Here is a 12,798-nt window from a genome sequence, read left to right on the forward strand (position 1 = left end):
CGGTGTGTATGGTGTGCTTCGACGAAAGGACGCACCCGTGGCGCAAGGCAAGAAGCTTGTCATCGTCGAGTCTCCGACCAAGATGAGGTCCATTCAGGGCTATCTCGGCGACGGCTTCGAGGTGCTCAGCTCGGTGGGTCACATCCGTGACCTCGCCGACAAGAAGGACATCCCCGCCGCTGACAAGCAGGCATACGGCAAGTACTCGATCGACGTCGACAACGACTTCGATCCCTACTACGTCGTCTCCGATCGCAAGACCAAGACCGTCGCCGAGCTCAAGCGCGCGCTCAAGACCGCCGACGAACTCCTGCTCGCCACCGATGAGGACCGCGAGGGCGAGGCCATCGCGTGGCACCTGCTGGAGACCCTGAAGCCGAAGGTCCCGGTCAAGCGGATGGTGTTCCACGAGATCACCAAGGACGCGATCCAGGCCGCTGTCGGCAACACCCGCGAGCTCGACCTCGCGCTCGTCGACGCGCAGGAGACCCGCCGGATCCTGGATCGCCTGTACGGCTGGGACGTTTCGCCGGTCCTCTGGTACAAGGTGAAGTCCGGGCTCTCCGCCGGTCGCGTGCAGTCCGCCGCGACCCGCATGATCGTGGACCGGGAGCGCGAGCGCATGGCGTTCGTGTCCGCCGAGTACTGGGACGTCGACGCCAAGGCCGCGGCCTCTGGCACCTCGTTCAGCGTGCGCCTGGTGCGCCTCGATGGCGGCGCGATCGCCCGCGGCACCGACTTCGACGACAACGGCGCACTGAAGAAGGCCGTCGTCGTCCTCGATGAGAAGGCCGCCGCCGCGCTCGCCGCGGCCGTCGAGGCGGTCGGATCCGGCACCGTCTCCAAGGTCGAGGCGAAGCCCGGAACACGCAGCCCCTACGCGCCGTTCACCACCTCCACGCTGCAGCAGGAGGCGGGACGCAAGCTCTCGATGAGCGCGAAGCAGGCGATGAGCGTCGCCCAGCGCCTCTACGAGAAGGGCTTCATCACTTATATGCGCACCGACTCGACCGCGCTCAGCACCCAGGCGGTGCAGGCGGCCCGGTCGCAGGCGGTCGCGCTCTACGGCGACGCCGCCGTGCCGCTCAAGCCCCGCGTCTACAAGTCCAAGAGCAAGAACGCGCAGGAGGCGCACGAGGCGATCCGCCCGTCGGGCGAGCAGTTCCGCACGCCCTCGTCGGTGTCCTCGCAGCTGGACCGCGAGGAGCAGCGCCTCTACGACCTCATCTGGAAGCGCACGGTCGCGAGCCAGATGTCCGACGCGAAGTACGAGACCACCACCGTCACGATCGCCGTGGACGCGGACGGTCGCACCGCGGAGTTCACCGCGTCCGGCACCGTGTACACCTTCAAGGGCTTCCTGGAGGCGTACGAGGAGGGCAAGGACGAGCGCCGCAACGCCGCCGATGCCGCCGAGAACCAGTCGCTGCCCGCGGTCGCCGTGGGTGACGTGCTCGGGGTCGCGGATGCCGAGGCCAAGCCGCACCGCACCACGCCGAAGCCCCGCTACACGGAGGCGTCGCTGGTCAAGGCGCTCGAGGAGCACGGGATCGGCCGCCCGTCGACGTTCGCGAGCACGATCGGCACGATCATCGACCGCGGCTACGCGACCAAGCGCGGTCAGGCGCTCGTGCCGACGTGGATGGCGTTCAGCGTCGTGCGGCTCCTGGAGCAGCACTTCGCCGACCTCATCGACTACGACTTCACCGCGGCGCTCGAGGACGACCTCGACGCGATCGCCCGTGGCGAGCAGAAGCGCATCGAGTGGCTGCACTCCTTCTACTTCGGATCCGACGAGCATGTGGGTCTGCGCCAGGTGGTCGACAACCTCGGTGAGATCGATGCGCGGGCGCTGAACGCGACGCGGATCACCGACACGGCGACCCTCCGCTTCGGCAAGTACGGCCCCTACCTCGAGGTCGCGGATCCCGCTCAGCCCGACGCGAAGCCGCGCATCGTCAACGTGCCGGAGGATCTCGCCCCTGATGAGCTGACGGCGGTCAAGGCGCAGGAGCTCATCGACGCCCCCGTCGCCGGCGACCGCGTGCTCGGCGAGAACCCGGACAACGGCAAGGTCATCGTCGTCAAGGACGGCCGGTTCGGTCCGTACATCCAGGAGAACGATCCGGTCTCGGACGACGACCAGGTCGATGAGGCCACCGGCGAGGTCGTCGAGGCCCCCAAGCCGAAGCGCGGCGCCAAGAAGGAAGCGGCCCCCAAGCCGCGTACCGGGTCGCTGTTCCGCTCGATGTCGGTCGACACCATCGACCTCGACACGGCTCTCAAGCTCCTCGAACTCCCGCGCGTCGTGGGTGTCGACCCGGCGACAGAGGAGGAGATCACCGCGCAGAACGGCCGCTTCGGGCCGTACTTGAAGAAGGGCGCGGACTCGCGCTCGCTCGAAAGCGAGCAGCAGATCTTCGACATCGACCTCGAGCAGGCGCTGGCGGTCTATGCCCAGCCCAAGTACGGTGCCCGGCGTGCGTCGAGCGCGCTCGCCGAGTTCGAGGCGGATCCCGTGAGCGGCAAGCCGATCCGGATCCGCGACGGCCGGTTCGGCGCGTATGTGACCGACGGCGAGACCAACGTGACGATCCCGCGCGGCCAGCAGGTGCAGGACGTCACGTTCGAGATCGCGGTGCAGATGCTGGCGGACAAGCGCGCGAAGGGACCGGCGCCCAAGCGCGGATCCCGTGCGACCGCCACGAAGAAGGCGCCCGCAAAGAAGGCGCCGGCCAAGACCGCGGCCAAGAAGGCGCCGGCCAAGAAGGCGGCGGCGACCGACGCCGAGAAGGCTGCTGCCCGCTCCGCCGCGGCGAAGAAGGCCGCAGCCACGAGGGCCGCCAACGCGGCGAAGAAGCAGGCCGGCGCGTGAGCGCGGGCCGCGGCCTCTGGATCACGCTCGAGGGCGGCGACGGGACGGGCAAGACCACCCAGGCCGCGCTGCTGGAGGAGTGGCTGCGCAGCCAGGGCTGGAAGGCCCTGCGCACGCGCGAGCCCGGCGGATCCGAGGTCGGCGTGCTCATCCGCGACATCGTGCTGCATCACCGCGGCGACATCGCGCCCCGTGCCGAGGCACTGCTGTACGCCGCCGACCGCGCACACCACGTCGCCACGGTCGTGCGTCCCGCGCTCGATCGCGGCGAGGTCGTGATCCAGGACCGCTACCTGGACTCCTCTGTCGCCTACCAGGGCGCGGGCCGGGTGCTGGATGCGGACGAGGTGCGCGGACTGTCGCTATGGGGCGCCGAAGGCGCGCTGCCCGATCTGACCGTGCTGCTCGACTTGGATCCCGTCATCGCGCGCCGTCGCCTGGACTCGGCGGAGAAGCCGTTCGACCGGCTCGAGGCCGAGCGCGAGGAGTTCCATCGGCGCGTGCGCGAGTCGTTCCTCACGCTGGCGGCGGCCGAGCCCGAGCGCTTCCTGGTCGTCGACGCCGCGCAGGATGCGGACGAGATCGCGGCGGCGGTGCGCGCCAGGGTGGCGACGCTGCTGGCCTGAGCCGGGTCCGACCCGTTCGCTCCTGGGCGGAGCGTGCGATGTCGCTCTCCCCGGTTAGGCTTGACCGCATGCCGGCCACCGTTCTCGCTCCCTTTCCGTGGACGGACGTGTGGGGGCAGGACGCCGCCGTCGAGACGCTGCGCACCGCCGTCGCCGATCCCGCCGCGATGTCGCACGCGTGGCTCATCACCGGCCCGCCCGGATCCGGTCGTTCGACGCTCGCCACCGCATTCGCCGCGTCGTTGATCGCCGAGCACCCCGATGACGAGCAGACCATGCGCCAGGTGCTCGCAGGCACTCACCCCGACGTGACGGTGCTGCGCACGGAGAAGGTGATCATCTCGATCGCCGAAGCGCGCGCGCTCGTCGAGCGGTCATACTTCGGCCCGTCCGGTGGTCGGTATCGCGTCATCGTCGTCGAGGATGCCGATCGCATGACCGAGCGCACCTCGAACGTCCTGCTGAAGGCGCTCGAGGAGCCGCCCGAGCAGACGGTGTGGATCCTGTGCGCACCGAGCGAGGCGGATCTGCTGCCCACGATCCGGTCCCGCGTGCGGTCGCTGCGGCTGCGCGAGCCCGACGTGTCCGCGGTCGCGGAGCTCATCGTGCGCCGTACCGGAGCCGATCCCGTCGTCGCCGAGCAGGCCGCACGGCATGCGCAGCGGCACATCGGCATGGCGCAGCGGCTCGCGACCGACCCCGCCGCCCGCGCGCGCCGCGAGCAGACGTTGCGTGCGGTGCTGGGCACCCGCGGCGTCAACGACGCCGTCGAGGTCGCCGGGCAGATCGTGCAGGCGGCGACGGACGATGCGAAGGCGCTCACGGCCGAGCGGGATGAGGCCGAACGGCGCTCCCTGCTGCACACGGTGGGGATCGCCGAGGGACAGGCTGTGCCGCCCGCCGTGCGCTCGCAGATCAACGCTCTCGAGGACGAGCAGAAGCAGCGCGCCAAGCGCAGCGTGCGCGACGGTCTCGACCGTGTGCTCACCGATCTGCAGTCGCTGTTCCGGGATGTGGTGATGCTGCAGTTCGGCCGCGACGACGTGCTGATCAACGCCGAACTCGCGCCCGAGCTCGGCGCCCTCGCGGCCGCCTGGCGGCCGGAACGCACGCTCGTCGTGCTCGACCATCTCGCCGAGACCAGGGAAGCACTGGAGCGCAACGTCGCCCCGGCGCTCGCCCTCGAGAGCTTGCTCGTGACCGTCACGAGCGGGAGGAGACCATGAACACGCGTTCCCCCTCGCGCCTGCGCCGTATCTCGGTGGTGGTGGCGGGTCTCGTCGTCGCCGCGATCGCGCTGTCGGGCTGCCTGTATTCGATGATCCCCGCGCAGTCCACGTCGGCGGGGCCGACGGCGAGCCCCGACACGTCGGGCATCGCAGAAGACCTCAAGCCCTTCTACGGGCAGAAGCTGAACTGGTCGGCCTGCGGCAGCGGCATGGACTGCACCACCGTGAAGACGCCGCTGGACTGGGAGGACCCGGGGAAGGGATCCCTCGACCTCGCCGTGGTGCGCCACAGGGCCACTGGTGCCGCCAAGGGCTCGCTCCTGACGAATCCGGGCGGTCCCGGCGCGAGCGGCCTCGACCTGATCAAGTCGAGCCTCGATTACGCGGTCAGCCCCACGCTCATCAAGAACTACGACGTGATCGGCTTCGACCCGCGCGGCGTCGGATCCTCCACCGCTGTGAAGTGCCTCGATGCCTCGCAGATGGACGACTACCTGTACGGGATCCGCCCCGGCGCTCGCGGCGGCGATGAGTGGACGGCCGCGCAGAAGACCGCCAACAAGGGCTTCGCGGACGCCTGCGCGCAGAACAGCGACGGCATTCTGCCGTACATCACGACGGTGAACTCCGCACGCGACATGGACCTGCTGCGCGGCGTCCTCGGCGACAAGAAGCTGAACTACCTCGGCTATTCCTACGGCACCTTCCTCGGCGCGACCTACGCCCAGCTGTACCCCGAGCGGGTCGGGCACCTGGTGCTGGACGGCGCCTTGGATCCGGCCGTCTCCAGCCTCGACGTCAGCACCACGCAGGCGGTCGGATTCGAATCCGCTCTTCGGGCGTACATGGCCGACTGCCTGAAGGACAAGAAGTGCCCGTTCCAGGGCGCCGTCGATGAGGCCATGAAGGACCTCAGTGCCCTCCTGGCCGGCGTCGACCGCTCGCCGCAGAAGAACGCGGACGGTCGCATGCTCGGCGCGGACACCCTGATGACCTCGATCGTCGCGGCGCTCTACTCCCAGGACAGCTGGCCTTACCTGACGCAGTCGCTGACCGCGGTGCTGAAGGGCGACCCGTCGGTGGCCTTCCAGCTCGCGGACTTCTACAACAACCGCGAGAACGGCAAGTACACCGACAACTCGACAGAGGCGTTCCGTGCGTACAACTGCATGGACTACCCGCTGGAGGACGATGCGGCGGCCAAGGCCGCGTCCGACGCCAAGATCAAGGCCGAAGCGCCGACCATCGCCCCGTACTGGGACGGCCCCGACCCCTGCGAGCAGTGGCCGTACCCGCCCACCGGCAAGCGCGGGGAGATCACAGCGGCGGGATCCGGTCCCATCCTCGTGGTCGGCACGACCAACGACCCCGCGACACCGTACGCCTGGGCCGAATCGCTCGCGAAGCAGCTCGAGGGCGGGATCCTCATCACCCGCGTCGGCGAAGGCCACACCGGCTACAACAAGGGCAACTCGTGCGTGGACGACGCCGTTGACGCGTACTTCGTCGACAGCACCGTGCCGGACAAGGCGGGGATCCGCTGCGAATAGTGCCCTCTGCGGCCCGGAAACGGTCATCGCCGTGACCGGGCCGCGCCCGGGGTGCGCGTGGTTCGCAGCACACCCGCGGACAGGGTAAGATCGTTGATCGTGCGGTTCACCGCATGCGCACCTCTCGGGGTGTGCGCCGCCCTAGCTCAGTCGGCAGAGCATTTCACTCGTAATGAAAAGGTCAAGGGTTCGATTCCCTTGGGCGGCTCCACCGGAAACCCCCTCCTCGGAGGGGGTTTCGTCGTTTCGGCGTACGCTCGGAGCATGTCCCGCGCGCTGCTGATCGTCGACGTCCAGAACGACTTCACCGAGGGCGGCGCCCTCGCCGTGGCGGGAGGCGACGACGTCGCCCGCGGCATCACCGCGCTGCTCCGCGACCACGCGTCCGACTACGAGATCATCGTCGCCTCCCGGGACTGGCACGACGCGACGGGGGACAATGGAGGGCACTTCTCCGACGCGCCGGACTACGTCGACAGCTGGCCCGTGCACTGCGTCGCCGGCACCGAGGGGGCCGACTACGACCCGTTGCTGGAGACGGCGGCCGTCACGCATCACGTGCGCAAGGGGCAGGGACGCCCCGCCTACTCGATGTTCGAGGGTGTGACGGAGGCGGATGAGACGGTCGCCGGGATCCTCTCCGCGCACAGCGTGCTCACTGCCGACGTAGTCGGCATCGCGACCGACCACTGCGTGCGCGCCTCGGCATCCGACGCGATCGCGCACGGCGTGCACGTGCGGATCCTCACGGGCCTCGTCGCCGGCGTCGGTGCCGAATCGAGCGCGGCTGCACTGGCCGAGCTCGCGCACGCCGGGGCGGAGCTCGTGCCTGCCGCCGATGGCTCGACCGCGCCGACGAATGGCCCCGCGGAGTGACCGCGGAACGCTGCGCCCTGCTCCTGCGCGCCGTGAACGTGAGCGGTGCGAACAGGGTGCCGATGGCCGAGCTGCGCACACTCATGAACGACCGTGGGGGATTCGGCGCGGTGACCACCTACATCGCGAGCGGCAACGTCATCTGCGATGCTCCCGCGGATCCCGCAGCGGTGTGCGCGGAGGTGCGGGCGCTGATCCACGACGCGTTCGGCGTGGACACCCCGGTGATCCTGCGTACGCATGACGATCTGGTCCGCGCGATCGCGGCGAACCCCTTCCCCGACGCCGCCGCCGACAAGATGCTGCACGCGATGTTCCTCGAGGGGGAGCCACAGGCCGATGCGGTCGAGACGCTCATCGCGCGACTGCAGCCCGGCGAGCGGATCGCCCTGCGCGGACGCGACCTCTGGATCGATTTCGGTGCCGGAGGAGTGCACTCCAGCAAGCTCACGCGCCCAGTCCTGGATCGCGCACTGGGCGTGGCCGGCACGGCACGCAATCTGCGGACGGTGCGGAAGCTCGTCGAGCTCACGGCCGGCTGACAGCCTCGGCGGGCTCGGTGGGCGCGGAGGTCTCGCCGGCTCCTAGCGCGCGACTGAGCGCGGTCGGGGCTGCGGCGCCCGTCGCAAGCAGGTCCACACGCTGCGCGCCGCACCCCACGCAGTGCACGTACAGCAGCGTGCCGTCGGTCGTTCGGTGTCGAGATCGCGTCACCCAGGCGTGCTCATGTGCCAGGGCGGGACGAGACGGATCCGGAGGCGCGAGCGGAATCGACGCGGTGTCGGCAGAGGATGCGGCGGTCATGCCTCCACGATGATGTAATGCCATTATGCATCTCAACCCTTACGGTGAGTACGCGGTGCTGATGGCCGCATCGCTCGCCAACGATTGGCCGTCCGATCGTGCCGGCATCGAGGAACGCACCCGCGATTTCGGGATGACGATGGTCTTCCCCGCGGGTCCCGGGGATCACGCCGACACGCGAAGGGTGATCGACGACTGGCTCCGCGTCGTTGATGCGTCGGCGCCGGAAGAGCGCGCGGTGCTGTTGAACGCGGAGATGGCGGCCGCGGCGGCGTATCCGCGGCTCACGGATCACGACGGCGAGGGCTGGCATCTGCACTACCGCGGCGAGGAGGATTCGCTGCCGCGCGTGCTGCGCGCCGTGATCATGGTCGGCACATCCTTGCACCTGGTCACGCGGGGGATGTCCCGGCTCGGGCGCTGCGCGGCAGCGCCGTGCACGAACGTCGTGGCCGATGTGACCCGCAACGGACGGCAGCGCTACTGCTCCGTGCGCTGCGCCAATCGCGACGCCGTGCGGAGGCACCGCGCGCGACGAGTGTAGAACGCGAACTCCGGCGTGCCGCCGAAGCGGGGGTCAGGAAGGAGGACGGAGTCCTGACCCCCGCTCATGACGATCAGGGTGTGCTGGTCACGGCTGCGGGTAGTAGTCCTTGCTTCCGACGGCCCCGTCGATCCTGAAGCCGCCGTCCTTGTAGATGACCTTCGTCACGCCGAGGTTCGGGACGCCTGCCGGGGGCATTCCTGGTGTTCCGCCATCGACCGTGCGCATGTCGGGTCCATTTGCAAAGCACTTGATCGAGATGCCGCTGGACACCACGAGGATCGCACTGTCCTTCTTCTTGGCCTTCGTGGCGATCTCGGTCAGCGCCGCGGTCATCCGGGAGTTCACGTCTGCGCAGTCCTCGGCCGGAAGGCCCAGCTGCGGAGCATCGGCCACGGCCTTGATCGCTGCCATCATGCCGTACAGGCCCTGCTGCGTGATCGCGATTCCCTGCATCGTCTGCCAACCGCCGTTCTGTCCCGTCGCGTCGGCGGGGGCCGTCGGCGCGGCGTCGTGATCGATCGTGTAGCCGAGGTGCTCGACCGCGGCCGACCACATCTCCTTGTTCTCCTTGCCCTCGTACCGGCCGAAGTTCATCTCGCGCAGGCGCCAGTCCTGGGTGACCGCGAGCCGGGCCTGGTCTGCGCCCTGCAGGAGATAGGTCGCGGTCTCGAAATGACGCTTCCCATCTCCGGAGTACGCCGCGTCGAACCTGCTCACCGTCGCCTTGAGGCGCGCGCCGACCGCGGCCGCCAGCGGGCGGCCCTCATCGAGCTTCGCGACAGGCGCGGTCGCCACGGGCTGGGTGCCGACGAGCAGCGGCGAGTCCGCCCAGCCCTGCACGGTGTCGGTCTGATTCAGGATGGTGCGTCCATGACGGGTCAGATAGATGACGACCGCCTTCTTGTCGGACTTGTCGTTGCCCGCGCTCACAGTGTCGCTCGTCGGGGCTGCGGTGGCCGGCAGTCCGGTGAGCGTGGTCGCCGCGACGATGGCCGCGGTGGCCACGGCGACGCGGATGAGGCTTCTTCTCATGAATGCTTCTCTCAATCTGCGGGGTGCTCGTCACGGCTCTGTGACGAGATCGGGGCCCGCAGCTCAAAACCTGCCATGCTCAGGTATTCGATGGCAAGCGTGTTTCTGGAACGGCGGGATCCTCCGCCGATCCTGCTGTCGCAGCCGGCCGCTGCCCGCCGAGCGCACGGCGGACTGCCGAGCGCACGGGATCGCCGCGTCGGCAACCCGTGTTCCGGGCAACAATGCGTGGCCTCGACGTCATCTGCACCCCGACGACTCAGCTGAACCCTGGGAGCACACTCCCCACCACCGAGTCGTCCCCGTCAGCGCACCCTATGGCGTGCGCTGACGGGGACGACTCGGAAGGAGAGGGGAAGTCCAGGGGGGCTAGTTCTCGCGGGGGAGCTTCGACAGGGTGGCGATCCCGTTCCACAGCGTCTGGAGCCTCGCCACCATGTCGATCGAGCGATCCAGCAGCCACTGCTGCTGCAGGCCGTCGGCGGTGGCGACGACGAGGTCGGCGACGATGTCGGCATCGACGTTCGGTCCGAACTCACCGCTGTCCTGTGCGACTCGCACCGCTTGCTTCGTCGACTGCCGGACCCACTCGTAGCGCTCGACGAAGAACTCGTGCGCCGGGTGCTTGCCGATGCTCGCCTCTGCGGAGAACTCGACGTACAACTGCACCAGTCCCGGAACCGTCGTGTTGTGCTCGATCACGCGGAGGAAGCCGGCGAAGTTCGGTTCGTTGATCCAATGGGCCTCGGTGTCGCGCTCGTCGCGAGCACGGAGCACGGCCATGTACAGCTCCTCTCGGGAGCCGAAGTGGTGCATGAGCCCCGCCTGGGTCAGCCCGACCCGACGAGCGATCTCGACGTTGGGTGCGTTGCGGCACCCCATCTCGGCGACCACATCGAGTGCGACCTCGAGGATCTCCGCCCGCTTGGCGATGCCCTTGGCATATGAGCCGCGAACCATTGGCCCTCCACAACAACCGTCATCCGTGCGGCAGCGCACCTGACGCAGAACTGCCTCGGTCGGAGTCTAGGCGATGCGGCATCAGGAGCCGACGGCGAGCGGGAGCGGCGGGCACCGACGCTGGCGGCTGCCGCTCCCGAACGCCTGATCCCGCGGTTACCGGACCTTCTTGATGGGGAAGATCACCAGAGCGCCGATCAATGCGGCCACGCCCAGCACCGAGAACCACAGGGTGTAGTTGTTGCCCGTCGGGTCGCCGACGTACACGAGGATGCCGCCCACCATCGGGGCGATCGTCTGAGGGAGCGCGTTCGCGATGTTGAACACGCCCAGGTCCTTTCCGGAGTCGTCGGGGTTGGGGAGCACGTCGACGACCAGCGCCAGATCGACTCCGACGTAGATGCCATAGGCGACGCCCATCAGTGCCTCGAGGATGTAGAACGACGGCACGTCCTTGATGAGGATCAACGACACCGTGCCGATCGCGAACAGGACCGTCGAGCTCCACACGAAGATCTTGCGGCGGTTGAGCCTGTCCGACAGTTTTCCCGCCGCGTAGGCGGCCACGACGAGGGTGCCGGTGAAGATCAGCGTGCTGAGCGAGATGACTCCCACGATGTCCGCGGGGTTCTTGATGCCGATGTGATTCTGCAGGTAGAAGAAGCGGAACGCGGTGAAGCCGAAGCTGGCGAACGTGATGAGGAATCGGGACCACCAGGCCAGCGCATAGTCGGGGTACTTCCGCGGGCTCACCCAGAAGGTCTCCCACCAGTCCCGGAACGTCGCGGCCGGCGGCTTGACGGGCAGCACCTTGTCGGGGAGGACGAAGGCGAAGAGCGCCATGGCGACGATCGCAAGCAGCGCCGGACCGACGAACATGATCACCAGATTGTTCAGGAACCACTGCGCGACGTAGACGCCGCCGACGACGCCGGCGTTCTGAGCGATGCCCAGCCAGGCGGCGACCGATCCGCGCTGGACGCGCGGAACCTGGTCCGCGAGGGTCGCGATGAACGGCGCCAGTGTCATGTTCGCGCCGAGCTGTGCGATCGACCAGCCGACGGTCGCCCACAGCAGGTCAGGACCGACCGCCATGACCCCGAGGCCGACCGTCATGATGAGCGTTCCGCCCACGATCCAGATGCGTCGGCGACCCCAGCGGCTCGTCGTGCGATCGGACAACCGTCCGAAGATGACGTTCGCGGCCGTGGCGAACAGGGCGCCGAATCCGCCGAGGACGGCCGCCGCGCCGGTGGCGCCGTTCTCGGGGATGGCCCCGGACGCCACGAGTGACGAGATCTTGATGCCGACGCCCACGATCGCCGGCCCCAGCAGTGCGACGAAGAACACGAACTGCGCGATGAACAACCACGCGACGTACTTCTTCGGGGCCGGTTCATTGGGCTCCTTGAACCAGTGATGTTCGTGTGAAACGACCGTGCTCGCCGCCGTCATCCCTGAGGGATTGCCTGCGGCTGACCCGCTGACTGAACTCATCGCTCTGCCTCCTTCGGCTGGAACGGTGTCCGCTCGTGCTCACCGTTGAGCACAAGTCGGGTGACACCAGTTCGCCTGAAAACCTAGATGACTCAGGTTTTCCATGCAAGCGGTGTTACAGAGAGTCGCCGGCGATCCGCCTCTCCTGCGCGCGGTCGAGCGAGGACAGCGGCAGCCGATCGCCGGAATAGCCGAGGGAGTCGAGCGCACTGTGAATGGTCAGCGCAAGGAGTGCGCCATCGATCGGTGGCATGCCGGGAAAGGCCACGCGCATGAGGAGCGGACCGGTCAGCAGGTCGGCGATCCAGGCGGAATCGCCGACCTGCGTGATCTCCCCGCGGTACGCGGCGCGTTCCAGGATCACTCGGGTGTAAGCGCGGCGAGGGCCGAGGTAGTGCTCGAAGAAGGGCCGACCGAGTTCAGGATCGGCTTCCACCTCGGCCAGCCAGCCCGCGATGCCCCGCGTCACCACCGGGTCGGTGAACAGGCTCTTCTGGCGTCGCTGCACTTCGATCAGGTCGTCGACGAGGGAGCCGGTGTCGATGTCGGTATCGACGCCGTGGCGGTACGCCAGCACGTGGGGGACGACCTCGGCCACGTTCTGGAAGCGGCGGTAGAACGCCGGCTTGTTCGTGCCGGCCCGTTCGATGATCGCACCGACCGTGAGGCGGGCGTACCCGCGTTCCGAGATGAGTTCGGCGGTGGCCAGCAGGATCGCGTCGTCGATCGAGCTCTTGCGGGGACGTCCGGCGGTCACCATAATGTGACTCATCGTAACGTATATAATCATCGATGAGGAGCG

The 12,798-nt window shown here is 68.4% G+C and carries 12 protein-coding genes and 1 tRNA gene; 8 read left to right on the forward strand and 5 right to left on the reverse strand.

Annotated elements, in window-relative coordinates:
- Positions 1-37: 37 nt before the first annotated feature.
- The 7 genes from topA to RS86_RS16895 all read left to right on the forward strand — a co-directional run bounded on the left by topA (position 38) and on the right by RS86_RS16895 (position 7,698).
- Positions 38-2,875 carry a type I DNA topoisomerase gene (topA, locus tag RS86_RS16865; protein WP_082076854.1) on the forward strand — a complete coding sequence of 946 codons (2,838 nt, stop codon included), beginning with the start codon at positions 38-40 and terminating at the stop codon, positions 2,873-2,875.
- Positions 2,872-3,501, forward strand: a complete 630-nt coding sequence (gene tmk / locus RS86_RS16870) for a dTMP kinase (RefSeq protein WP_045273424.1) — start codon at positions 2,872-2,874, stop codon at positions 3,499-3,501. The genes topA and tmk overlap by 4 nt, the downstream gene beginning before the upstream one ends.
- A 68-nt stretch (positions 3,502-3,569) precedes the next feature.
- Positions 3,570-4,727, forward strand: coding sequence for a DNA polymerase III subunit delta' (locus RS86_RS16875; RefSeq protein ID WP_045273425.1), 1,158 nt, complete (start codon positions 3,570-3,572; stop codon positions 4,725-4,727).
- Positions 4,724-6,280, forward strand: a complete 1,557-nt coding sequence (locus RS86_RS16880) for an alpha/beta hydrolase (protein ID WP_045273426.1) — start codon at positions 4,724-4,726, stop codon at positions 6,278-6,280. The genes RS86_RS16875 and RS86_RS16880 overlap by 4 nt, the downstream gene beginning before the upstream one ends.
- A gap of 135 nt (positions 6,281-6,415) precedes the next feature.
- A tRNA-Thr gene (locus RS86_RS16885) sits at positions 6,416-6,491 on the forward strand.
- 53 nt (positions 6,492-6,544) lie between these two features.
- Complete coding sequence (locus RS86_RS16890; RefSeq protein WP_045273427.1) at positions 6,545-7,156, forward strand: isochorismatase family protein; 612 nt, start codon at positions 6,545-6,547, stop codon at positions 7,154-7,156.
- Positions 7,153-7,698, forward strand: coding sequence for a DUF1697 domain-containing protein (locus tag RS86_RS16895; RefSeq protein ID WP_235281812.1), 546 nt, complete (start codon positions 7,153-7,155; stop codon positions 7,696-7,698). Before RS86_RS16890 ends, RS86_RS16895 begins: the two co-directional genes overlap by 4 nt.
- Here RS86_RS16895 and RS86_RS16900 read toward each other — a convergent pair.
- Positions 7,685-7,960 carry a hypothetical protein gene (locus RS86_RS16900; RefSeq protein ID WP_235281813.1) on the reverse strand — a complete coding sequence of 92 codons (276 nt, stop codon included), beginning with the start codon at positions 7,958-7,960 and terminating at the stop codon, positions 7,685-7,687. The two genes, RS86_RS16895 and RS86_RS16900, sit on opposite strands and share 14 nt — an antisense overlap.
- Before the next feature lie 25 nt (positions 7,961-7,985).
- Here RS86_RS16900 and RS86_RS16905 point away from each other — a divergent pair, with 25 nt between their 5' ends.
- Positions 7,986-8,504, forward strand: a complete 519-nt coding sequence (locus RS86_RS16905) for a CGNR zinc finger domain-containing protein (RefSeq protein WP_045273428.1) — start codon at positions 7,986-7,988, stop codon at positions 8,502-8,504.
- Between the two features lie 87 nt (positions 8,505-8,591).
- Here RS86_RS16905 and RS86_RS16910 read toward each other — a convergent pair whose 3' ends face one another.
- The 4 genes from RS86_RS16910 to RS86_RS16925 form a co-directional block, all read right to left on the reverse strand.
- Positions 8,592-9,539, reverse strand: coding sequence for a histidine phosphatase family protein (locus tag RS86_RS16910; RefSeq protein WP_045273429.1), 948 nt, complete (start codon positions 9,537-9,539; stop codon positions 8,592-8,594).
- A 369-nt stretch (positions 9,540-9,908) separates the two neighbouring features.
- On the reverse strand, positions 9,909-10,499 hold the full coding sequence (locus RS86_RS16915; RefSeq protein WP_045273430.1) for a TetR/AcrR family transcriptional regulator: 591 nt from the start codon (positions 10,497-10,499) through the stop codon (positions 9,909-9,911).
- Between the two features lie 156 nt (positions 10,500-10,655).
- A complete protein-coding gene (locus RS86_RS16920) occupies positions 10,656-11,996 on the reverse strand; it encodes an MFS transporter (RefSeq protein ID WP_045273431.1) in 1,341 nt (446 codons plus the stop codon).
- A 115-nt stretch (positions 11,997-12,111) separates the two neighbouring features.
- Complete coding sequence (locus RS86_RS16925) at positions 12,112-12,768, reverse strand: TetR/AcrR family transcriptional regulator (RefSeq protein ID WP_160299707.1); 657 nt, start codon at positions 12,766-12,768, stop codon at positions 12,112-12,114.
- Between the last annotated feature and the right edge of the window lie 30 nt (positions 12,769-12,798).

The sequence above is a fragment of the Microbacterium azadirachtae genome, assembly GCF_000956505.1.
Lineage (GTDB): Bacteria > Actinomycetota > Actinomycetes > Actinomycetales > Microbacteriaceae > Microbacterium > Microbacterium azadirachtae_A.